General features: G+C 67.5%; 19 protein-coding genes. 5 read left to right on the top strand and 14 right to left on the bottom strand.

The annotated features are described in order from the left end of the window. Window positions 1–5: 5 nt before the first annotated feature. From ACIQKA_RS17095 to ACIQKA_RS17075, 5 genes are all read right to left on the bottom strand, one after another. The gene (locus tag ACIQKA_RS17095) at window positions 6–1,388 is read right to left on the bottom strand and encodes a serine hydrolase domain-containing protein (protein ID WP_402541407.1); all 1,383 of its coding nucleotides are present in this window, start codon (window positions 1,386–1,388) and stop codon (window positions 6–8) included. 419 nt (window positions 1,389–1,807) lie between these two features. Beyond that, a complete protein-coding gene (locus tag ACIQKA_RS17090; RefSeq protein ID WP_402541405.1) occupies window positions 1,808–1,975 on the bottom strand; it encodes a hypothetical protein in 168 nt (55 codons plus the stop codon). 335 nt (window positions 1,976–2,310) lie between these two features. Next, window positions 2,311–2,682 (bottom strand): hypothetical protein, encoded by a 372-nt coding sequence (locus tag ACIQKA_RS17085; RefSeq protein WP_376390479.1) that lies wholly within the window; start codon window positions 2,680–2,682, stop codon window positions 2,311–2,313. A gap of 32 nt (window positions 2,683–2,714) precedes the next feature. After that, on the bottom strand, window positions 2,715–4,799 hold the full coding sequence (locus tag ACIQKA_RS17080) for a hypothetical protein (protein WP_383433298.1): 2,085 nt from the start codon (window positions 4,797–4,799) through the stop codon (window positions 2,715–2,717). Window positions 4,800–5,137: 338 nt separating this feature from the next. Continuing rightward, on the bottom strand, window positions 5,138–6,058 hold the full coding sequence (locus ACIQKA_RS17075; protein WP_402541403.1) for a hypothetical protein: 921 nt from the start codon (window positions 6,056–6,058) through the stop codon (window positions 5,138–5,140). A 107-nt stretch (window positions 6,059–6,165) separates the two neighbouring features. Between ACIQKA_RS17075 and ACIQKA_RS17070 the strand changes: the two genes are divergently transcribed. Together ACIQKA_RS17070 and ACIQKA_RS17065 are read left to right on the top strand one after the other, a co-directional pair. After that, a complete protein-coding gene (locus ACIQKA_RS17070; RefSeq protein ID WP_402541401.1) occupies window positions 6,166–6,432 on the top strand; it encodes a hypothetical protein in 267 nt (88 codons plus the stop codon). A gap of 145 nt (window positions 6,433–6,577) precedes the next feature. Then, on the top strand, window positions 6,578–8,689 hold the full coding sequence (locus ACIQKA_RS17065) for a P-loop NTPase fold protein (protein ID WP_402541400.1): 2,112 nt from the start codon (window positions 6,578–6,580) through the stop codon (window positions 8,687–8,689). 59 nt (window positions 8,690–8,748) lie between these two features. Here the strand turns inward: ACIQKA_RS17065 and ACIQKA_RS17060 are convergent, their stop codons facing one another. The 5 genes from ACIQKA_RS17060 to dnaB form a co-directional block, all read right to left on the bottom strand. Continuing rightward, a complete protein-coding gene (locus ACIQKA_RS17060) occupies window positions 8,749–11,400 on the bottom strand; it encodes a TniQ family protein (protein WP_402541399.1) in 2,652 nt (883 codons plus the stop codon). Continuing rightward, entirely contained in the window at window positions 11,397–12,515 is a 1,119-nt protein-coding gene (locus ACIQKA_RS17055) for an AAA family ATPase (protein ID WP_402541398.1), read from the bottom strand. Before ACIQKA_RS17055 ends, ACIQKA_RS17060 begins: the two co-directional genes overlap by 4 nt. Beyond that, window positions 12,512–14,641, bottom strand: a complete 2,130-nt coding sequence (locus tag ACIQKA_RS17050) for a transposase (RefSeq protein ID WP_402541397.1) — start codon at window positions 14,639–14,641, stop codon at window positions 12,512–12,514. Before ACIQKA_RS17050 ends, ACIQKA_RS17055 begins: the two co-directional genes overlap by 4 nt. After that, complete coding sequence (locus ACIQKA_RS17045) at window positions 14,638–15,345, bottom strand: TnsA-like heteromeric transposase endonuclease subunit (RefSeq protein WP_402541395.1); 708 nt, start codon at window positions 15,343–15,345, stop codon at window positions 14,638–14,640. The genes ACIQKA_RS17050 and ACIQKA_RS17045 overlap by 4 nt, the downstream gene beginning before the upstream one ends. A 198-nt stretch (window positions 15,346–15,543) precedes the next feature. Beyond that, window positions 15,544–17,004 (bottom strand): replicative DNA helicase, encoded by a 1,461-nt coding sequence (gene dnaB, locus ACIQKA_RS17040; protein WP_402541488.1) that lies wholly within the window; start codon window positions 17,002–17,004, stop codon window positions 15,544–15,546. Between the two features lie 439 nt (window positions 17,005–17,443). Between dnaB and ACIQKA_RS17035 the strand changes: the two genes are divergently transcribed. Next, window positions 17,444–18,781 (top strand): MATE family efflux transporter, encoded by a 1,338-nt coding sequence (locus tag ACIQKA_RS17035; protein WP_402541394.1) that lies wholly within the window; start codon window positions 17,444–17,446, stop codon window positions 18,779–18,781. Window positions 18,782–18,927: 146 nt separating this feature from the next. On the opposite strand, the gene rplI is transcribed toward ACIQKA_RS17035, so the two are convergent. The 4 genes from rplI to rpsF all read right to left on the bottom strand — a co-directional run bounded on the left by rplI (window position 18,928) and on the right by rpsF (window position 20,650). Beyond that, entirely contained in the window at window positions 18,928–19,374 is a 447-nt protein-coding gene (gene rplI / locus ACIQKA_RS17030) for a 50S ribosomal protein L9 (RefSeq protein WP_053640001.1), read from the bottom strand. 18 nt (window positions 19,375–19,392) lie between these two features. Then, the gene (rpsR, locus tag ACIQKA_RS17025) at window positions 19,393–19,629 is read right to left on the bottom strand and encodes a 30S ribosomal protein S18 (RefSeq protein WP_005315025.1); all 237 of its coding nucleotides are present in this window, start codon (window positions 19,627–19,629) and stop codon (window positions 19,393–19,395) included. A 57-nt stretch (window positions 19,630–19,686) separates the two neighbouring features. Further along, the gene (locus tag ACIQKA_RS17020; protein ID WP_383149505.1) at window positions 19,687–20,283 is read right to left on the bottom strand and encodes a single-stranded DNA-binding protein; all 597 of its coding nucleotides are present in this window, start codon (window positions 20,281–20,283) and stop codon (window positions 19,687–19,689) included. 76 nt (window positions 20,284–20,359) lie between these two features. Continuing rightward, window positions 20,360–20,650, bottom strand: coding sequence for a 30S ribosomal protein S6 (rpsF, locus tag ACIQKA_RS17015; protein ID WP_015034882.1), 291 nt, complete (start codon window positions 20,648–20,650; stop codon window positions 20,360–20,362). A 295-nt stretch (window positions 20,651–20,945) separates the two neighbouring features. Between rpsF and ACIQKA_RS17010 the strand changes: the two genes are divergently transcribed. Both ACIQKA_RS17010 and ACIQKA_RS17005 read left to right on the top strand, forming a co-directional pair. Then, window positions 20,946–21,248: a hypothetical protein gene (locus ACIQKA_RS17010; RefSeq protein WP_383149507.1), complete on the top strand. Its 303-nt coding sequence runs from the start codon at window positions 20,946–20,948 to the stop codon at window positions 21,246–21,248. A gap of 292 nt (window positions 21,249–21,540) precedes the next feature. Next, a complete protein-coding gene (locus ACIQKA_RS17005) occupies window positions 21,541–22,659 on the top strand; it encodes a lipid II:glycine glycyltransferase FemX (protein WP_383149508.1) in 1,119 nt (372 codons plus the stop codon). The last annotated feature ends 37 nt before the right edge of the window (window positions 22,660–22,696 follow it).

The following is a 22,696-nucleotide window of genomic DNA, read 5'->3' as shown; positions in this document are numbered from 1 at the left end:
GGGCCTCAGAGGCCGCGCCACCCCGCCTCGTCCACGCCTCCCGGCACCGCTTCCCCCGGCTCGTACGGCTCGCGGGTGAAGACGAAGGAACCGAGGTCGAGGTGGCTCACGCTCCCGTCGGGGCGGCGCACCACCCGGAGCATCTCCCCCTCGTAGTAGCCGTTCAGCCCGACCCAGCCTCCGTCGGGCAGCGCGCGGAACCGCGCCCGCCGTCCGGCGCCCCGCAAGGGTTCGAGCACCACACCGCGCTCGGGACCGATCCTCAGCCCGTAGACGTACGTTCCCCAGTACCAGGGGCCGGTCAGGGACAGCAGCTCCTCGTCGACCTCCGCCGCGGGAAGGGGGCGCCACGGCTCCGGGAGCCTCGGCTCCGCCTCCGCCACGATCCGCACGAGATCGGCGGCCACGGCGCCCACCAGCGGCCCCGAGGTGGCGTTGGAGAGGGCGATCCCCGCGAGACCGTCCTCCACGCTCACCCACAGGCAGGCGACGAAGCCCGGCAGGGAGCCGGTGTGTCCGATCAGGGTCCGGCCGTCCCTGCGGAGCAGCTGGAGCCCGAGCCCGTAGCCGCCCTCCCATTCGCCCTCGCCGCCCGGGGAGGCGGGAGCGCGCATCTCCGCCACGGAAGCGGCGTCGAGCACCCGCTCGTCCCCCTTCGCGAGGAACGCGGCGAACCGGGCGAGGTCGGCCGCCGTCGACCAGAGCTGGCCCGCCGGAGCCATCAGGCCGAGGTCCTCGGACGGTTCGGGCAGCATCACATCGGCCCAGGGGTGCACCGCCCAGCCGCCGGCGTGGGGAGCCACCGGATCGGCCGTCGTACGGTGCATCCCCAGCGGCTCCAGGACCTCGCGCCGCAGCGTCTCCTCCCAGGGCCGCCCACGGAGCTTCTCGACCAGGGAACCGAGCAGCGTGTAGCCGGGGTTGGAGTAGTGGTGGCGCCTCCCCGGCGGCCGGAGGAGGGGCCGCTCCCCCAGGACGTCGGAGAGCTCCGGGCGCAGCGCGGCGGACGAACGCTCCCACCACTCGCCGGGAGTCTCGGCCGCAAGTCCTCCGCTGTGACCGAGGAGTTGAGCGATCGTCACCTCACCGACGCCCGTTCCCTCGAGGTGCAGCTCCAGCGGATCGTCCAGCCGGAGGGCTCCTTCGTCCCGCAGGCGCATCACCAGGACGGCGGTGAACACCTTGGTGATCGAGCCGATCCTGAACTGCGTGTCGGCGTCCGGCGCGTGACCGTCCACGCAACTGCGCGAACCACTCCACACCAGCGTCCCCTCACGGACCACCGCCCCCACGAGGGAGGGTGCCCGCCCCTCGGCCTGGGCCACCGCGACCCGGTGCAGCAGGGCCCGCTCGGTTCCGGGCAGCAAAGCTTCGAAAGATGTCGTCATGGCCCCCATCCAACGCGATCCCGCGCACCGGAGGTCCCACCCGGACCACAGCCCCGGTGCTCGAACCGCCCCGGTGCCCGGGCCGGGGCGGGACAGGACCGTCCGCAGCGGTTCGACATGCTCGGCCCCTGCCCCGAAGCCGAACCGGCTTCGTCATGATGGAGGGGTGAGTCATCCCGCTCCGTGTCATGCGGCAGCGCTGTGGCCTGCGGCTCTCGGATCTGTCTCCTCGGATGTCGGGGTTGAGCAGTCCCGCGACGCCGGCGGACCCCTGGAACCGGGCGGATCACTCGTCTTCGCCGTCGAAGGCATGGGGTGGGATGGTCCACCGCATCACCGTCTCGCCTGTTTCGCCGGCTTCGAGCGTGACCGGATAGACCTGTCCGGCGTCCCGCTCGCCGCGGTGTCTGGTGGAGTGGTCACCCTGGTCCCAGAAGATGGCCTCCTCCCGACGACGCTGCCGCCTTGGCGCGCTCGGACAAGGGCCGGCCAAGCTCCGGCCAGTGGTCGATCCAACCGGCCATGCCGAACACCAGAACACCGGACGGCGCATCGACGGTTCCCAGGTCGACGAAGATTTCAGACATGCGCCGATGATGTCTTCGCCTACGGCGGCTGTCCGCGCCGGGTGTCCGTGAAAGTGTAGGGTCTCGCGGCTCGTGTCACAGGTCACCGCTGTGACCTGTGACTCCCAGACCTGTCTCACCACCTGTCGGGGCTGATCAGTCTCACCACGGTGGCGGATCCCCAGAGCTGGGCTCGTCAATCATCTTCGTCATCGAAGCCGTAGGACGTCACGTTGAGTGATGCGTCAGCTGACACGGCGCGGCCTCGAAGCGCCCGGCTCCCGCGAGTGGGTCGGCCTTGGCCTCGACGCACTAACTCGCTGTGAGGCGTTAGCCGCCCCACAGCGAGAGATTCCTCAGAACCTGGTGCTGCCCCGGTGGTGGCGAAGCGGCAGCATCAGGCGTGCTGCAACGGTATTTTCGTACCAGTTGACGATGTTGGGCTTGGTGGACCACTTAAGGGGTAGCACCCAGAAGCTGTCCCACTCGCCAAGCTTTGACGGCTCCGCTAGGTGCTGCTTAAGCCGGATGCCCGCCGCACCTGTCCAGGACCTGATGGGACGAGTCTGCCCGGCGTAACAGGCGAGGCCTTCGTGGTTCACCGCGACGTAGACGGCCTTCTCCTCGTCGCCGTCGTACGGCATGTCGAGGCTATGGGCGATGGGACGGCTGGCCAGGAGGTTGTCACCGGCGAGACCAGCGAGATACCGGTAACGGGTCGCGGTCATGGTGACAACCCCGGTCCATGGCGGAGTGCTCACTACTCGTGGTCCTCCGCGGTCATCCGGTTCAGGGCCTTGGCCATCGCCTCGAGCTGCTTGATCGGCCCGTCGGTCTGGTCAAAGGGCAGGAGCGTCGGGGAAGGATCCTGGCTGCGGATCGCCCGGTAGTTCCGGAACGCCTCGTCAGCCAGAACAATCCTGCGGCACAACTCGTTGAAGGCGTTCTCCTCCGCGGAGGCCGAGGTCTTCTCGGCGCTGCCCTGCACCGCGATGCGCACCGCGTGGCGCAAGCGGGCGTCGCGCGCGGTCACCGAGACCGTCGAGTCGTCGTAGGTCTCGACGTTGGTCGTCCCGTCAGGGACTTGAACCCCGAGCAGCGGGACGCCGGCGCGGTTCCGCTTGATGTTCTCGGCCAGCAAGCGCAAGCCCCACGGGAAGGACGTCAGCTTGTCGACGATGCTCGCGACGCTGGAGCGATCGATGAGGTCACCGACTTCCTTCTCGCTGGAACCCTTAGGGCTCGTCAGTCCACCGCCGATCACCAGCGCCACCATGCCGAGGACCCCGAGCAGCCGGGCGTACCGCCCAGGCTCCCCGGTTACGACCTCCTTCTTGCCTGCCGGGGCCAATTCCTTCAGCGCGAGCTCCAGTACCGCATCGACGGTGCGGTCATCGTTGACCTGCGCAGGCTGCCAGGGCTGGTCCACCAACGACTGCCAGACGCAGCCCGAGTTGAGTGCGGTGCGGCTGCGTTCCACGTCGTAGACGCTCATCACGGCGCCGTAGGAACGCAGGATCAACTCACTGGCGACGGCAGAGCGGTGCGAGAGCATCACCTTCCGCTTGCCGAACTTCTCCCGCATCGCCTTGTTGAGCTTGGTGGAGTTCTGCGCGCACAACGCAATCACCATCATGGCCCGCAGGTCGCGCAGGTTGGGGTCGAGACCGTACTCCTCCATGATCGCGGAGATGCCCTCCCGGCCGATCAGCAGCTCGACCTCGTCGTCATCGAAGTGTCCACTCTGCTGCGCCGCGAGGACTATCTCTTCGGCGATGACCGCGTTCTGGGCGCCAGTGTCGAAGGTCTTGACCCCGACGTTCATCCGCACTAGCAGCGACCGAACGGCCGAGGCGAACCGCTGCATGCCGTAGGTCTCAGGATCATCGTCCTCGTAGCCGACGATCACCTGAACCGGCGCCGTGAGGGCATTAAGCGCACAGACGGCTGCATTGCGCTCCCTCATGTCCTTGAGCGACGTGCGCGCCGGGAGGGCGAGACGGTCCTCGTTCACCTTGATGATCTTGCGAGTCAGGTCGCGCCGCTCATTCAGGTCGCAATCCATCAGCATGGACGGCAGCAGCGTCGGGCGCTCATCCTCGTACTGCTTGCGCAGCCGCTGGGGCAGCCAGTTCGGGTCAATCTTGATCTGCGCGTAGGCGCTGGCCAGCCGGCTGTTGCCGTCCACACTGACCTGCTCCTGCTCGTTGCTCCCCTCGGTGTAGCGCAGGGTCGTGAAGACCGTGGTGAGCGAGCGGTGGATGATATCGGGGCCGATATCGTGCTGCGGGTTGCTCTTGCGGACGGCCTGGCAGTTGCGGTCAGTAGCCTCCAGCAGGGTGCCCTTGGAAGCCGTGTAGACGAGCTTCGCGAACGTGCCGTCCGACTCCGGCATCGGGACCGCAATGTGCCCGATCCGCCGACCGTCCTTGTTCACCGTCTTGGCGTCGAACGACGGATCAGCGGCATAGATCAGCTGATCCCCGAGCCGGTCGTTACTCGGGGTCAACGTAAACAGAGTCACGAACTGGCGGGCCTCGATGATCGACAGCCAGCCAGTGCCGACCCGGTGGCGGGTGACGTGGAACCCGTTGGGCTCCACGCAGGACATTGCCAGCCGGCGGAGCGAGTCCGGATCCAGATGCACACCCCTAAGCGCGCTGACCTCACCTGCGGTCTTTGCGGCCGATCGCGGGTCCATCACCCGCAGCGTCGGCGTGCCATTGACGGTGGTGGTGGCTGCTACCGGAATCAGCTGGAGCTGTGCTTCAGCGGCATCAGCGTCGAGGTCGTCAATCGGGTCGCCAGCCGTATTCCCGGCAAGAGACACAGAATTGATGGTCACTGGAAGCGACCTTTCATAGGCGTCCGGAAGTCCGCGTGCAGCGGAGCCATCGGGGCCCACGCACTCGCTGTCCACACTCGGGGACACTCGGTGCCCGGCGCTTCGGCGACACTTGTGAATGTTCGCACCGCGACGGCTCCGAGGGCCATCGGCATCTTCTTCAGGGCCGCAGCGCTAAAGATAAGGCGGTACGCCGCTTCACGAGTGACGTCTCGTCAGACTATCGGATGGCTCCCAGAGCAAGGAAGGGCTTCGCCGGCAGGGGACTGGCACCCTGCCGCGATGCTCGCATCTCGTGCTTCTCGGGGTACGACTGGGGGCCTGGTCCGAGGCCGCGATCAGTCCGCTCCGAGGGGCTGTCCCATCGCCTGGGCGCTAACCGTGGCCTTGACCTTCGCCCCGGGATAGCGCCCCTCCAACTCCTTGACCAGGCTCTGCACCCGGCGGGGTGTCTCCCCCGGGCTGACGCCCTGAAGCACGGGAAGTGGCGGCGATTCAACGCCGTTGGACCAGGACCCTTCGATGACCAGGTCCGGACCGATCATCCGGGATCCTCGTTCCCGGGCCTCTTGGGCTGCCCAGTCTGGCGGCGCCGTTCTCGACACCCTCAAGGTCAAGACGTGGCCGGCGTATGGTCCCTCTCGGACAGGCTCGGGAATCGCTGGCTGTGCGCGACGCGGCTCCAGTGGGTGTCCGCGGCCGATGGGCCACAGCCTGGGGGCGTGGAGCTCGCTGATGTAGGGCTGGAGGTACGGCCTGCCGGTTTCTGGATTGATGGTCTTACGTGCCTGCTCGATCCAGCGCTCGAACTTGCGGGAGGGCTGCGCACGCTCACCCTCGGCTTCCACCAGAGGGAGGTCGTAGACCTCCGAGATGGCGCGCTTCGGGGAGAGTCCGAGCTTGAGCGCGTAGTTGTACATCGTGGCGATGCTGGCCGCTCGCAGCCGCACGCCGTCCGCCTTCTTCTTGTGCGGCGTGGGAAGGGCCAGGGAGACCACCCAAATCGAGCTGCGGGGGAGTTCCTTGGCTGCCTCAGCCGCCTTCCTGATACGCCGGACCAGTTCGGGGTCGTCGGTCGGTCGCCGGGCATTGCTCCGGGTCCGAGGGGGCGGGACGTCCCGGACGGTGCGCGCGCTCCAGGTCGACCAGTCGATGTCAACCTCGATCACCCACCCCGGCCACCCATAGAGATTCCGCAGGGTAACGCCAGTCTCGGTGAGGTCCAGTTCGATCTCACCGAACCGCATCCCGAATGCCATACGGCCACTATCTCGCAAGCTCGCGTCCGGCACCGTCGCGGTCGTCCGGAGAACACCCCCGATTTTGTCGGGCAGGAACTCCTGGCGATCGCAACCATTCTCGTGCCATGACCAACAGCAGCTCCACCCAGACGCCTTCCGCCCAGCCTCAGCAGTCCTACCCGGCTTCCGCAGGCCCGGCCGCCGCGGCCCTGTTTCCTCTCCTGATCCTGCTCTTCGTCCTCGTCATCCTCATCATCGGAGCCGGCCTGCTCTACGTGACGCTCGCGCACCCCTCGCTCGCGACCCCGCTCACAGTCGCGGTCGCCGGCGTGACCCTCGTCGTCACGATCGCAGGTGCGATCGCCGCCTTCCTCGCCATCTCCAGGAGGTAGCTTCTCTGCGCGCAACCAGCGTGCTCTCTGCGCTGGTTGCGGATGGGCAGTGCCAAGGTACTTCCCACCGCTGTTCGCATGCCGCCCCCACAGTCAGAGCACGGCAGTACGCTCGTTCTCCACGGTGACTAAGGGTGGGTTACGCATGGACGACGGCGCTCCGATCAACGTCAGCAGCCTCCTCAACGGGGACGACCCTATTGAGGAGGCCAGCGAGGACTTGCTGCAGCGGTCCGATCTCGCGGACGCGTTCGCCGCAGAGATCCACAACACAGCCGCGAGGTACGGCGCCGTTTTCGCGCTTACGGGAAGGTGGGGGTCTGGCAAGACCTCGTTGCTGAACCTCACGGCCAGCGCTCTGGAGTCGTTCGACGACGTACAGGTCGTGAAGTTCAACCCGTGGTTCTTCTCTGGCACCGACCAGCTCATGCAGTTCTTCTTCGACGAACTGGCCGGACAGCTGCGGGACGGCCGGACGCGGAAGGACAAGCTCAAGACCGCAAGCCGTGCTGTCGCCGAGCGTCTGGGAAATTACTCATCCGCCCTGTCACCGCTGAAGTTCATTCCTGGTGCTGGCGCCCTTCTGGACGGTGTAAGTGCCCTCTCCGAAGGAACTTCCAAGCTCTTGGGTGACGAGCAGACGAGCGTCCACCAGCAGCGGGCTGAGATCACTGAGCTTCTCGCGAACCTGCCGGGGCGGATCGTCGTCTTCGTCGATGACATTGACCGCTTGTCGCAGCAGGAGATTCGAGACCTCTTCAGGCTGGTGCGTCTAACGGGCTCGTTCCCGAACGTTGTCTACGTCCTGTGCTTCGACCGTAGTGTTGTGGAGTCAGCACTGACGGATGGAGCTGTCGAAGGATCTGCTTACCTCGAGAAGATAGTGAAGATCTCGATGGAGGTACCGCCCCTCCCCACTCAGGCCCTCTCGCCGGTTATCGCTTCCGGACTGGCCGAGTCGCTCGACGGTATCGATGCCGGACCACTCGACGAAAAACGCTGGCCGGACATCTTCGTGCAACTCATTCTCCCGATGTTCTCCACCATCCGAGATGTGAAGCGGTACTTGGCCTCGGTGCCCTTGGCGGTCCGCAGCCGCCACGCAGAAGTGAGCCTGGTGGACATCCTTGCGCTTGAGGCGCTTCGGGTCCGCTACCCCGCAGCGTATGAACTCCTGCCGCCCGCCGCAGACTTGCTGACGGGAACCTCCTCGATCGGCCAGCGCAACACGGAACAAACGCCACGCGAGAAAGCTTTCGCGGACGAGTTCATCCAACTCTTGGGTGGACAAGCCAAGTCGGTCATCCAACTGCTGTTCCCCTCTGCCGACCGGCTCTTCGGCGGTTCTGCTTACGGTTCGGATTGGATCTCGACCTGGGAACGGGACCGGCGCGTGGCCTGTGGCAACGTGCTGGGTATCTACCTTCACCGGCAACTTCCCGCAGGACGGGCGCCCGTCTCGTATGTCGACTACGCCGTGGGCACGATCGGCGATGAGGCGGCGCTCACCGAGGCGTTGGAACAGGTGCCGGACCCCCTGCTGGACGACGTCCTCAAGCGCCTTGTCCCTCATCTTTGGGAGGTGTCCGAGGATCAAGTGCTGCCCTCAGCTACGGCGCTGATGCGTCAACTGCCCCGTATCCAGTTGGGACCAACTGGGATGTTCTCCCCAAGCGGTGAGTGGGCTGTCCTGGGCCCGGTAATTACCCTGCTCCGCACACTTGATGGAGAACCTGCCGACCGCGCCGTCACCAGCCTCTTCCACAGCATCGCGCACCTTTACGGAAAGGTCTTCTTGCTCGACCTCATCGGGGGCCACTCGAACGGGCCGGGGCTGGTCTCAGAAGAAACCGAGCGTTCCCTGAGGCAGGACCTCTTCGCCCAGCTCTACGCAGCCAGCCCTGAGGATCTTGCGCGCGAAAGGATGCTGCTACGGACGGTGGTCGTAGCGACGGCCGACACAGACAGCCCTTCGGCCGCAGAGTGGCTCGCCAATTCCGAGGTCGTCGCACGCCTGATGGAGAGTGCGGTGACGTCAACACGCAGCCAGACTATGGGCAGCGTGGCGGTGAGAACGGAAGCGCGGCTGGTGTGGGACTCGCTAGTGAGCGTCTTCGGTGGCGATGCTGTTCTAGCTGAAGCCGTCGTATCCCTTCGCCGCTCCCTCGACGAGGGTGCGATCGAGTCGACCGAGGAACTGACGACCGCTCTGGCACTCTATGAAAAGTACTCGGCAGGGTGGCGTCCTGAGTTCTGACCAACGTCATGCTTGCACGCGACGCCTGTAGCCGAATTCCCGCCTGCTCGATCGGCCAGTTACTGTTCATCGCGTTGATGTGTCCGGATCGCCCTGAGTATCTTCCTCCCCAAAGGGGTCAGTGACATCGACCGTCCCCGTTCGGCTCTCACTAAGAGCGGCCCGCCGAGCTCTCGTTCGATGCGGTTGATCTGAGCAACGAGGGTGAACGTGTTAAGACCGAGGCCTCTCGCTGCGGTACCGAGGCTGGGGTAGGCAGACGCAGCCGCGAATCGGCTCAACCGTTCGCTGGCCCCCTGGCCACCGAACGCCGGCCGGAGGATGCGTGGTGCTCGGCTGGCCTGGTCGGTTGCCCGAAGTGCCTTGCTGTGGCTGGATCCTCCGCGTGGTCGCAGCGGAACGTTGTGGGTCTTGGCCCAGCGGGCCATGTTCGCGGTGCTCATGCCGGCTTCTCGGGCGAGGTCCGGCAGGGTCCGGCGGCGGTGGACGTACTGCTCGATGAGCCAGGCCCGTTCGACGGTGCCGCGGCGCTTGTAGTCCTTGGGGCCCTCGCGGAGCGGGATGCCGTACTCCTTGGCAAGGTCGGTCAGCACTCTGCGGGAGAAGCCGGTGAGGGTGGCGATCTGCTGGAGGGACCGGTGTTCGTCGAGGTAGAGCCGGGTGAAGCGCTGTGCCGGAATGGCTTGCCGGGCTTGCTGCCGGATGCGGCCGGTGGCTCTGGCGGCGCTCTTTGTCAGCGGGGTTGCAGGGGCTGGGTGTTCGTCGAGGACATGTCGGATGGCCTCGACGGTCGTGCCCAGGACCTGGGCGGCGTGCTGAACGGGGTGCTGGCGTTCGCGGACGAGCTGGTGCAGGCGGGGTAGGTCGATATGCGCCGGGTCGGGGCCGGGAAGGGAGAGCCCTGCCAGCAGGGTGGCGGGCGGCTGCCAGGTCACGGGCTCGTCGTGGATGTGGTGTGAGGCCAGGAAGATGAGAGCTTCCCGCTGGAGGGCATGCACGAGTTCGGGGGTCTGAAGCGCGGTGAACCGCAAGGACGTCGCCCGGAACTCTGCGCTGTCGAGCCCGCCCAGGTCGTCGGGGAGAGACTCGGCGGGCAGGCCGCTGAGACGTTGGAAGAGCTGGCTGCGGGCGATGCGTTCGCGCCGTCCGGTTCCCGGTGGTGTTCCGGTGCGGCGGCAGATCTCCAGCCAGCGGTCATGAGGAAGCAGGCCGGTGTAGTCCAGGAGTCGGCGCCGGCCGTAGTCGATGGGGGTGCTGGTGGCGTCGAGGTGGTCGGCAAGCCGGTCCAGGGCAGTGGCGATGTCCGGCCATTGCGGAAGGTCGTCGAGCTCCTGGAGGAGGCGGGAGACCTCAGTGCCGTCAATGGCGCCGCCGATCAGCCCCGCTGCCTGGTCCAGGGATGTGCGGCTGTTAGGAATCAGCAGCAGGGCAGCGAGGACGGGGGCCAGAGCCCGCGCGTGGACTCCTTCGGATGGTGCGAGCCGGACCGTCCAGGACGGCCAGAACATCGTGGGGATCTTCCTGGCTCGCTGTTCGATGTCCCGAGTGGTTCTGGCCGGTCGGCGGGGCGTCTCGGTCGCGACACGGTAGCGGACGTACTCGCTGGGACGCAGGGAAGGAGCGAGGGCAGCCAGGTGCACGGACTGCAGCACCGGGCTGATACCCCTGCCCCAGCTGTCGATGCTGGTCACCGAGATCTGCGTGAGTTCCTCGCGTACTGCTTCCAGCAGGCCCCGCAGGGCCTCGCCGGCCGGTTGGATTCCTGGTTGCTCCAGGATGCCCAGGGCCATGGTGACCGCGACGGCCGTGTCCGCGGCTCGTGGCGGTGCCATGAACCCCGGACGTTCCATCGCCTGTCCGGTGTGCGGGGAGACCGCATCGGTGCTGAGGTGCACTTCTGCGATGTCAGCGGGGATCTGTTCTCGTAGGACAGCCGCGGGCAGGTCGCTCAGGACGCGGATGCCCAAGGCCCGGATGTCGGCCAGCACTGCCGATGCCGGCTGGGGAGAGGTCCGGTAGGGGCCGAAGGCTGCCGTTGCCCCGTCGATGATCTCCATCACGCGGTTCTGCGCCGTGAGAACCGGATGGCCAAGAGGCAGGAGAAGCGTCGAAGCGCGGGTCAGGTCCGTGCCGCAGCCAGCCGAGATCGGGCGGGTTGGGCGGGTCGGTGGATTGCCGCAGAGTTCAGGCCGGGGGACGGACCGGCCTGAACGGGGCCGCTGCCGCGGCACCCTCCCGCAGTGCGGGCAGCAGTCCGCCAGCAGCCTGCGGTGCCGGGTGCAGGCGAAGGAGAAACCGAGCCTCCAGGACAATTGCCATCGCCCATCACTGGCAAGAAGGCACTCCGGGCAGAAACGGGATCCCCCTCCGCGGCCCCAGAGGACGTGGCGTGACACGGCCCGGCCTCCGGCACTCATGTGGAGGGCCCGTCCGTCGTAGTGCGCCAGGGTCAGGGCAGCGACTGTCTCCGGGGACGTCCCGGTGGCGTGCGCGACGGCGTTGGTCTGCTGCTCGTCGAGGACGATCGTCCAGTCCGCCGGGATGCCCCGGAACTGGTTTCCGGCCCGGTGACGGACCGGAAAGCCGAGGTGCAGCAGGACATCACCGAGTGCGGTGTCCATCCGTCTGGCCATCGCCTCCAGCCATGAGTCCAGGGCCTCGCCGGGCAGTGGAGGCAGCCGAATCGGCAGGGTGCGGGCCGGCGTTCTCATGCGGGTCGTCGCATCCGGGGCCGCGGGCGGCTGGTCAGCCGCTTCTTCTCCAGCGCGGCCTGAAGTTCGAGGCGGGCAGCCTCGGACGCCTCGTCGTTCTTCACCCGGTCCATGAGCTCCTGGTCGAGACATTCGGCGCCGGTGCGGACTGCCCGCTGGCAGCTGCGGTTGATCAGCGTCATCAGCGAGCCGATGTGTCCGGTGCTGCGGGCGAAGAGGTAGTCCGACAGATCGTCCGCGAGCATGCCGGGGTGCTTGTCGGTGAGCACGACGCGCTGTTCGAGGGCCAGCAGCATCTGCCGCCATTCCCGGCGCCCGGCCTCCGTATCGATGGTGAACGGGCGAAGTCCGAGGCGGGTGGTGCGGCGGCCGGTCTGGGCCAGAGCGGTGTCGCGCCCGTTCGTTCCCTCGCCGAACAGGCCCTTCTTCGCGAGCTCGACCCCCACCATCAGCAACGTCACCGGAAACTCGTTAGCGATCCACTTCAGGTGGTTGCTCACCTCGATGCCGCTCTTCTGTCCCCATTTCAAAAAGTGCAGATCGTCCAGCACCACCAGGCGGACATCACAGGACAGCACGCAGTCCAGCACCCGCCGCCCGAACTGGGCGGTGGTCCCCCGCATCTGTCCGGGGTGGCCGAAGAACTCCAGCATGGCCCGGTTGAGATCCTTCATTCCGGTATTCCCGGTCAGCCCGACCCGGCAGACCGGGATCCGCTCGTGCCCCTGGCTCGTGAACGCTCCCGACTCCTCGATTTCCCGCTGGTGGAAGTCGCGGGCGAAGGCCAGCACCGAGGTCGTCTTGCCCAGCCCCGGGAACGCGTCGACGGCCACTGCCCCTTTGGCCTTGTCGCCGTCCTGCTCGTTGCTGTCGACGATGTCCCATAGGTCTTCATGGAGTTCTGTCAGTTGGGGCGTCTTGACCGGGCCGATGTTCGCGTGCCACTGCCGGCGCTGACGGTCGTAGTCCGCCCGCGCCTGTGTGGGCAGGGACGTCAGTTGTTTTCGAGTCAGCAGATCGGGCCGGCTGCGGCGGGGGCTCTCGGCGAACGCCTTGAAGTCCTCCTTCCGCGACAAGGCAAGACTGCCCGGCTGCGGAACGCTGCCGGCGTTCACACGTCCTCCAGGGCATCGGCGTAGAAGTCGCTCTCCCCGGCGATGTCCTCCAGATCGACCTCGTCGTCATCCCCTATCTCCGTCACCACGTCGGGCTCCCGCAGTTCCGCGGTCTGCTCGTCCTGACCCAGGGCCTTGCGTACGGACGGAAGCGAGACGACCGTCTCCGCCTCACTCTCCGGAAGTTCGATGGCGGCCTGCTCGCGCGAGAGCCGCAGGGCCATGCGCCGCTCGGCGATCGTGGTGCCCAGGCCGAGATTCCACCGCTCCAACAAGTCAGCGACGGCAAGCCGGTCGTCGGGAAAGCGATACTTCGAGGCAGCCAGTTGGCGGGCGAACGTCAACGCGTCCTCGCTCAGCGGCATCTCGGCCGACGGCGCGTGCTCCCAGACCAGCGTGCGCCAGGCCCGGGTAGCCGGATCTCGGAAGTAGATCCGGGTGATGTCGTCGGGGTCCACCTGGAAGGGCCAGCCGTTCTTGACCGGGCTGTCGTAGGGGCTGCGGACTCCCGGCTCGGGCAGGCCGGGGCCGCTGTAGCGGCGGCGGCCGATCTCGACCCCGTAGTGCTGGACCGTGCGCCACTTCGTCTTCAGGAACTCGAACGCGAGATCGCGATCCCGGGGAACCTCGATGTAGCCCGCGCGGGCCATGCCGTGCTCGAACATCTTCGCCGGGGACATCCTCAGACCCGGCAGGCCCGGATCGACCAGGCTGGAGTGCGGCCGGCAGTGATAGACCGCCGCAGTCCACTCCCGGATGATCGCCTCAAGCTCGTCGAGGAAGAAGAACGCGTCGTCCTCCGGGTTCTCGCCCCGCGAGTGAATGTCGGGCCCCTTGTAGCCGGGCAGCACCTGCAGCAGACCCTCCCGCAGGGTCCGGAAGTAGCGCTCGACCGGCCCCTTGTCGCGGCCCGTCCGGAGTCGGGCCGGCTGGATGGAGATGCCCATCCGTCGGCAGACGCTGGTCAGATGCTCCGAAACATAGACCTTGCCGTGGTCGACAACCAGCGTCTCGGGAACCAGAGGCGGCGAGGCCAGACCCGGTCCGCTGGCGCCCTCGACGTCGACCAGGACGGTGCGGGGGATGCCGTGCTCGGGCCAGACCGCGTGCCGTGGCCAGTCCTGCCCCGCCGGCCGCGGCCGAAAGGACTGGAACAGCACCGCACTGACATCCACCGCCTTCGTCGAGACCGGCGTGAGCCGGATCCCCGTGATACAGCGGGAGTACCAATCCATCCCGACACTCAACTCAGCCTGCACCCACTTCAGCGTCAGCGGGTCGAACGCGAAGACGTCCAGGCGGGTGGAGTCCATCAGGAGGTACTCGCCAGGCCTCGTCGGCCGCAGCTTCCCGTACGAACCCTTCGGCCGACTGGCGATATCCCGGTTCCGCTTTGTACTCAGCCGGAACAGCGGATGGCGTCGCTCCAGCTCCTCCAGCAGCCGAAACGCCGTCGCCCGACTCGGCTGCGGAACCACCCCCTCGCCGAACCGAGCGATCACCCGAGCCCGGGTCCGCTCGATCACCATCGTCCGGGACGGCCGCGACTGGTCAGCGTGCTCGACCATTACCTCCACCGCGGTCTCCACCCACCGGTCATCGACCGAGATCCTTGACCGTTCCGACCGCGTCCTCCTCAGTGCAAGCCCGGCCTCACCATGCTGAAGAAACCCAGCGACCCAGCGCTCAATGGTGCGGGTCGTCACGCCAAGTTCCGCCGCCTTCGCTGCCTTCCTCGCTTCCATTGGCACTGCCGTGGCGTAGGCGGCCTTCGGCTCGTCGCCGGCCGCCAACTCCCCGCTGCCGGAGCGATAACCGGTCAGCACCTCGCGGACGTGCCCAGCTCGCTCCAGGACCTTCTGTCTCTCCTCCGCATCGAGCTGCCCGAGGACCACGGAGGCGATCTCGCCTTCATCATCCGCGGACGGTCCCGGGCCATCAGGACTGATCACAGCACGGTCAGAGAACAGCAGTTCCTTGAGCGACAGCCGCAGAAGCCGCCCGTGGCCATCCTTCAGAACTACTTCGTTGCCCGCCGTGGTCGCGGCCATCTCCACCACCTCGACGGATTCCCCGTCGTAGCGGAAGCGCGTACCAACTCCGACTCGAGTCGCCGCCCTGTTCACGCTGGCCTCCGCAGGATGTGCGAAGGGCCAAGGGGCCGGTTGAGATCGGTTACGAAAGCCTGTGTCCAGAGCAAATGGTTGATAGCGGAACGGACTTGTGGTTCTGGATGATCCGGCAGACACCCCATGACCTGTCCCAGAAGGAGCCCATCGAGATCTGCCTCCCGCAGCGCTTCCAAAATCTCGGGGTTGAACAGCCAATCCCTGCGGTAACCCGCGAGGAACCGGATGTTCTCCAGCTCTGCGGCCGGAGGCTCACTCCAGACCTCGTACTTCCAGCCCCGCGATTCCACCGCCCTCCGGGTCCAGTCGAAGGTGAACGCCACCTCCGGCTTGGCCAACCGCTGCAGCGGCTTGACGTCGACAACTACCGGCACCTGCCTGGTGAGCAGGAGATAGTCCGGGATGTGCCGACGCACCTTCCCCTCCAACACCGTCTGCAGCAGAAAGGGCTGGGCCACGATGGCGCGTACGGACGGATCAAAATCGGCGAAGAGCAGACGCGACAGCTCAAGTCGTGACTCGTAGATCACGTGGTCGCGCATCGTCGCCGACCAGTAGGTGCCCGAGTAGTGCCTCTGGTCCCTGTACCAGCGAAATGTCCGCCACGGATGAGCCGTCTGCAGCAACGCCGGTACCACAGAGGCCCAGGAACACTCTTCCACCCCGCCACCGTGCCCGCGAAAGCTGACCGTCGCTTCCATCCCCACTCCCGAGTTGGAGTTGCCCTCGGCAGCACGATGCTCCCGTCCAACATGCCGACGGGAGTACACCTGCAACGCTTTCACTCGAACGAGGTACGGCAGCGACCTGCGAATCTCAGTTCGGTGTCGGATCCGACTTCAATCCGACACCGACCGTGAGATTCCGACACGAAATTTGAGACCCTACAAAAAGGCCCGTCAGGTCTGGGCCATGTCCACGAAGCGGGAGTAGTGGCCCTGGAAGGCGACGGTGATCGTGGCCGTCGGGCCGTTTCGGTGCTTGCCGACGATGATGTCCGCCTCGCCCGCGCGCGGGGACTCCTTCTCGTAGGCGTCCTCGCGGTGCAGCAGGATCACCATGTCGGCGTCCTGCTCGATCGAGCCGGACTCGCGCAGGTCGGAGACCATCGGCTTCTTGTCGGTGCGCTGCTCGGGCCCACGGTTCAGCTGGGAGAGCGCGATCACCGGCAGTTCCAGCTCCTTGGCGAGGAGCTTGAGGTTTCGCGACATGTCGGAGACCTCCTGCTGGCGGCTCTCCTGGCGCTTCGAACCGCCCGACTGCATGAGCTGGAGGTAGTCGATGATGACGAGCTTGAGGCCGTTGCGCTGCTTGAGCCGCCGGCACTTCGCCCGGATCTCCATCATCGACAGGTTCGGCGAGTCGTCGATGTAGAGCGGGGCCTGGGAGACGTCCGGCATCCGGCGGGCCAGGCGCGTCCAGTCCTCGTCGGTCATCGTGCCGGAGCGCATGTGGTGGAGCGCGACCCGGGCCTCGGCCGAGAGCAGGCGCATCGCGATCTCGTTGCGGCCCATTTCGAGGGAGAAGATGACGCTGGGCAGGTTGTGCTTGATGGAGGCCGCGCGAGCGAAGTCCAGGGCGAGCGTCGACTTACCCATGGCGGGACGGGCCGCGATGATGATCATCTGACCGGGGTGCAGGCCGTTGGTCAGCGAGTCGAGGTCGGTGAAGCCGGTCGGCACGCCGGTCATCTCGCCGCTGCGGGAGCCGATCGCCTCGATCTCGTCGAGCGCCCCCTCCATGATGTCGCCGAGCGGCAGGTAGTCCTCGGTGGTGCGCTGCTCGGTGACCGCGTAGATCTCGGCCTGGGCCGAGTTCACGATCTCGTCGACGTCCCCGTCGGCCGCGTACCCCATCTGCGTGATCTTGGTGCCCGCCTCGACGAGACGGCGCAGGACGGCGCGCTCGTGGACGATCTCGGCGTAGTACGAGGCGTTGGCCGCGGTCGGCACCGACTGGACCAGGGTGTGGAGGTAGGACGCTCCGCCGACCCGGGTGATCTCGCCGCGCTTGGTGAGCTCGGCGCCGACCGTGATCGGGTCGGCCGGCTCGCCCTTGGCGTAGAGGTCGAGGATCGCCGCGTACACGGTCTCGTGCGCGGGCTTGTAGAAGTCGTTGCCCTTGATGATCTCCACGACGTCCGCGATGGCGTCCTTGGAGAGCAGCATGCCGCCGAGGACGGACTGCTCGGCGTCGAGGTCCTGCGGGGGGACGCGCTCGAACCCGGAGAGTCCGCCGTCCCAGGGGCCTTCACCGCCCCGCTCGTGCTGGTCGTCGCGCCTGCGGCCGCGGCCGCGTTCGCCTCGGGTACGGGTGGGCAGCCGGTCGCTCGGTCCGCTGTCGGCCCAGGGGTCGTCCAGGGCCTCGGGAACGCTCACCAAGCCACCTCCTCCGTCCGCTCCGCGGACCTAGCCGTGCCACTCTTTCACGCCACGGACCTGTTCAGAGGGTGGCTTCGCGACCGCTTCCAGGAGGTCGGGCGACGGACCAGGGTAGGCCTGTGGAGAGCTCCAGCCAATCCGGTTATCCACAGGCCCTGTGGGTGAACGCCCAGATGCTGTGGAGAACTCGCCGGATCCTGTGCACAGAGCGGGGGACAGCCTTGTGGACAAACTCATACCACTCTCCACACCATCCACATGACCTGCGCTTTTACCATCCACCGGCTGTGGGGGAGAAAAACTTTTCCTCCCAAGCCAAGATCAGAACAAACGGCCCACAAACGGAGCCCTCCGTCTTCCACAGGTAAGGGTCTCACTCCTCTTGTATCTCTTACCTGTGGAAGATTAGATTGCTTGCATGAGCCAGGCTCCTCCGACCTCCAAGGCCGTCCGCCGTCAGCACGACCGCGAGATCGTCTCCCTCGCCCTGCCGGCCTTCGGCGCCCTCGTCGCCGAGCCGCTCTTCCTCATGGTCGACAGCGCCGTCGTCGGCCACCTCGGCACGCCCCAGCTCGCGGGTCTCGCGATCGCCGCGGCGCTGCTCTCCACCGCCGTCAGCGTCTTCGTCTTCCTCGCCTACGCCACCACGGCGGCCGTCGCCCGGCGCGTGGGCGCGGGCGACCTGCCGGCCGCCCTCCGACAGGGCATGGACGGCATCTGGCTCGCCCTCCTGCTCGGAGCCGCCGTCGTCGCCCTCACCCTGCCCACCGCGCCCTGGCTCGTCGGCGTCTTCGGCGCCTCCGACACCGCCGCCCCCCACGCCGTCACCTACCTACGGATCTCCAGCCTCGGCATCCCGGCCATGCTGGTGGTCCTGGCCGCCACCGGCGTCCTGCGCGGCCTCCAGGACACCCGTACCCCGCTCTACGTGGCGATCGGCGGCTTCGCGGCCAACGGCGCGCTCAACATCGGCCTGGTCTACGGGGCCGGGCTCGGCATCGCGGGCTCCGCCTGGGGCACGGTCATCGCCCAGTGCGGCATGGCCGCCGCGTACCTCGCCGTGGTCGTGCGGGGGGCCCGCCGCCACGGCGCCTCCCTGCGCCCCGACGCCTCCGGCATCCGGGCGTCCGCCCGGGCCGGCGTCCCGCTCCTCGTCCGTACGCTCTCGCTCCGGGCCGTCCTGATGATCGCCACGGCCGTCGCGGCCCGGCTGGGGGACACGGAGGTCGCCGCGCACCAGATCATCCTGTCCCTGTGGAGCCTGATGGCCTTCGCCCTGGACGCGATCGCCATCGCGGGCCAGGCCATCATCGGCCGGTACCTCGGCGCGGACGATCCGGACGGCGCCCGGCAGGTCTGCCGCCGCATGGTCCAGTGGGGCGTGGTCTCCGGAGTGGTGCTCGGCGCGCTCCTGGTCGTCGCCCGCCCCTTGTTCGTCCCGCTCTTCACCGGTGACACCGCGGTCCAGGACGCCCTGCTCCCGGCCCTGCTCGTGGTCGCGGTCTCGCAGCCGATCGCCGGGGTGGTCTTCGTTCTCGACGGTGTCCTGATGGGCGCGGGCGACGGCCCCTTCCTGGCCTGGGCCATGCTGCTGACCCTCGCCGTCTTCGCCCCGGTCGCCCTTCTGGTCCCGGTTCTCGGCGGTGGGCTCACGGCGGTGTGGTGGGCGATGGCACTGATGATGTCGGTCCGGATGCTGACGCTGTGGTTCCGCTCCCGCTCGGGCCGCTGGATCGTCACGGGCGCCACCCGCTGACCACCCGGACCACGAGCCTGCGGCCAACCGCCGGCTTCCGGCTCCGTACCGCTCGTTTCACGTGAAACGGCGGAAGGGCCGCACCCCGGGGGGTGCGGCCCTTCCTTCCTGCACACGTACATGTACAAGCACTGCCGGGGGCAGCGTTACGCGGCGACGACCTCGACGCCGAGCTTCGCGGCAACCTCGGGGTGCAGACGCACGGACACCTGGTGCGAGCCCAGGGTCTTGATCGGCGAACCGAGCTCGACGCGACGCTTGTCGACGTCCGGGCCACCCGCGGTCTTGATCGCCGAGGCGATGTCGGCCGGGGTCACGGAGCCGAAGAGACGGCCGGCGTCGCCGGAGCGAACGGCCAGGCGCACCTTCGTGCCCTCGAGCTGGGCCTTGATCTCGTTGGCCTGCTCGATGGTCGCGATCTCGTGGATCTTGCGGGCGCGGCGGATCTGCGCCACGTCCTTCTCGCCACCCTTGGTCCAGCGGATCGCGAAACCACGCGGGACCAGGTAGTTGCGAGCGTAGCCGTCCTTGACGTCGACGACGTCGCCGGCGGCACCGAGGCCAGAAACCTCGTGGGTCAGGATGATCTTCATTAGTCGGTCACCCTTTCCTTATCGCGCGGTGGACGTGTAGGGCAGCAGCGCCATCTCACGGCTGTTCTTGACGGCCGTGGCGACGTCACGCTGGTGCTGCGTGCAGTTGCCGGTCACGCGGCGGGCACGGATCTTGCCGCGGTCGGAAATGAACTTCCGCAGCATGTTCGTGTCCTTGTAGTCCACGTACGCGGTCTTGTCCTTGCAGAACGCGCAGACCTTCTTCTTAGGCTTGCGCACAGGCGGCTTCGCCATGGTGTTTCTCCTGTGTGATCAAGAAGTTTTGGGTACGAGCTGCTTCGAGGGCGTGCCCTAGAAGGGGGGCTCGTCCGAGTAGCCGCCGCCGGAGTTTCCACCCCAGCCGCCACCGCCGCCACCGCCGCCGGCCTGCTGGCCGCCGCCGGAGGGAGCACCGGTCGCCCACGGGTCGTCGGCGGGAGCACCGCCGCCGCCCTGCTGGCCGCCGCCGGAGTTTCCACCCCAGCCGCCACCGCCGCCGCCCTGCTGGCCACCACCGCCGCCGTATCCGCCCTGGCCGCCGCGACCGGTGGTCTTGGTGACCTTGGCCGTGGCGTTCTTGAGGCTGGGGCCGACTTCCTCGACGTCCAGCTCGTAGACCGTGCGCTTGACGCCCTCACGGTCCTCGTAGGACCGCTGCTTCAGCCGGCCCTGCACGACGACGCGCATGCCTCGCTGGAGCGACTCGGCGACGTTCTCCGCCGCCTGACGCCAGACCGAGCAGGTGAGGAAGAGGCTCTCGCCGTCCTTCCACTCGTTGGTCTGGCGGTCGAAGGTGCGGGGGGTGGACGCGATACGGAACTTCGCGACCGCCGCACCGGACGGGGTGAAGCGCAGCTCGGGGTCGTCGACAAGATTGCCGACGACCGTGATGACGGTCTCGCCTGCCATGGGGGAACCTCTCGGCGGGATTGCTTCTGGCTGCTGTGTTGCTACTCGAACCCGATGACCTCTGAGCGGGAAAAGCTCAGTGGGTCTCGGGGCGGAGGACCTTGGTCCGGAGGACCGACTCGTTCAGGTTGAGCTGGCGGTCGAGCTCCTTGACGACCGCAGGCTCGGCCTGCAGGTCGATGACCGAGTAGATGCCCTCGGGCTTCTTCTTGATCTCGTAGGCGAGACGACGACGGCCCCAGGTGTCGACCTTCTCGACCTTTCCGTTGCCCTCACGGACGACGGAGAGGAAGTTCTCGATCAGCGGGGAGACAGCGCGCTCCTCGAGATCGGGGTCGAGGATGACCATCACCTCGTAGTGACGCATGTGGAACCCACCTCCTTTGGACTCAGCGGCCACGGTCGTTCCGTGGCAGGAGGGTCGTGATGCGTGAACAACGGTATCCGCCGCCACTGACAGTCCCCCTCGCCGAACGCGTCGGACGAGGAGCACGGCCGGGATCCCGGGAGGGAACTGGGCAGACACCGGTGCAGACCGTACAGCGTACCCGCACAACCGCTTCCGGTTGAAATTCCCTGGTGAAGGGACGCAATCTGTACACAACGGATGTCGGCGGCGCTACGATGCGCCGCCTTCCGGCAAGCACGCCAGGAGGTGCCCCATGGCACAGGCAATGCGACGCGACCCCGGCCACTCCCTCTTCGCCACCGACGGCAAGCCCCACCCGCTCCAGGACACCCTGGTCGGCGTGACGCTGGTGCTCGGCGTCCTCGCCTTCGTCACCGCGCAGTTCCACAGCCTCCACCTGCTCAGCTCGTGGGCGGGCCTGGTGGGGATCCTGACCGGCGGATACGGCCAGTTCATCTCCGCGACGACCCGCGAGCGCTTCCTCCTGATCGTCGGCCTCGGCGCGGCGGCGGTCGGCTTCTACCTCGGCATGGCCCACGGCGGCCTCTTCGGCTGACCGCGGGCCCCGGAAGGCCGATCGCGGGCCCCGGAAGGCCGAATCCGGTCCGTAAGGCCGGCTCCGGACCGGAAAGGGGCCGGCCCCCGGCCCCGGAAAGCCGCCGGGCGGCCCGGGAGGACCGCCCGGCGGAACCGGACCCGTCCGGCCGACGCCCAGGGCCGATCGGACGAGGCCCCCGGCACGTCAGGGCCCGTACAGACATACGGGGCGCTCCCGGGTCACAGTAGGCTTCGGCGCGAGAGCCGGAGCCCCTGACCGATGGGGACACACCTGCCGAGGAGCGCCCCGCATGAGCCTGACCCTGAGGACCATCAGCCGTGAGCAGCATCTGGCGTACATCCAGAGCCAGCCCGCGGCGAGCCACTGCCAGGTCCCGGCGTGGGCTGACGTGAAGACCGAGTGGCGCTCGGAGAACCTCGGCTGGTTCGACAAGGACGGCGAGCTCGTCGGCGCCGGCCTGGTGCTCTACCGCCAGCTCCCGAAGATCAAGCGGTACCTGGCCTACCTGCCCGAGGGCCCGGTCATCAACTGGTACGCGCCCAACCTCGACGACTGGCTGCAGCCGATGCTGGCGCACCTCAAGCAGCAGGGCGCCTTCTCGGTGAAGATGGGCCCGCCGGTCGTCATCCGCCGCTGGGACTCGGCCGCCATCAAGTCCGGCATCCAGAACCCGGACGTCAAGCGCCTCAAGGACGTCGAGGCCAGCCACATCGAGCCGCGCGCCTTCGAGGTCGCGGACCGGCTGCGGAAGATGGGCTGGCAGCAGGGCGAGGACGGCGGCGCCGGCTTCGGCGACGTGCAGCCCCGCTACGTCTTCCAGGTCCCCCTCGCGAACCGTTCGCTCGACGACGTCCTCAAGGGCTTCAACCAGCTCTGGCGCCGCAACATCAAGAAGGCCGAGAAGGCCGGCGTCGAGGTCGTCCAGGGCGGCTACGAGGACCTGGCCGAGTGGCAGCGGCTGTACGAGATCACGGCCGTCCGCGACCACTTCCGGCCGCGCCCGCTCTCGTACTTCCAGCGCATGTGGACCGTCCTCAACAGCGAGGACCCCAACCGCATGCGGCTGTACTTCGCCCGCCACAACGGGGTGAACCTCTCCGCCGCGACCATGCTCGTCGTCGGCGGGCACGTCTGGTACTCCTACGGCGCCTCCGACAACATCGGGCGCGAGGTCCGGCCCTCGAACGCGATGCAGTGGCGGATGCTGCGCGACGCCTACGCGATGGGCGCGACCGTCTACGACCTGCGGGGCATCTCGGACTCGCTCGACGAGACCGACCACCTCTTCGGCCTCATCCAGTTCAAGGTCGGCACGGGCGGCGAGGCCGTCGAGTACGTCGGCGAGTGGGACTTCCCGCTGAACAAGCTGCTGCACAAGGCGCTCGACATGTACATGTCCCGACGCTGACGGACACGGGGCGGTGCGGCCCAGGACGCCCCGCCCC

Origin of the sequence: Streptomyces sp. NPDC092045, assembly GCF_044756005.1 — a bacterium.
In the GTDB taxonomy this organism is placed as follows: Bacteria; Actinomycetota; Actinomycetes; order Streptomycetales; family Streptomycetaceae; genus Streptomyces.
The sequence above is the reverse complement of the archived record's forward strand: the minus strand, read 5'-3'. Positions and strand labels throughout refer to the sequence as shown.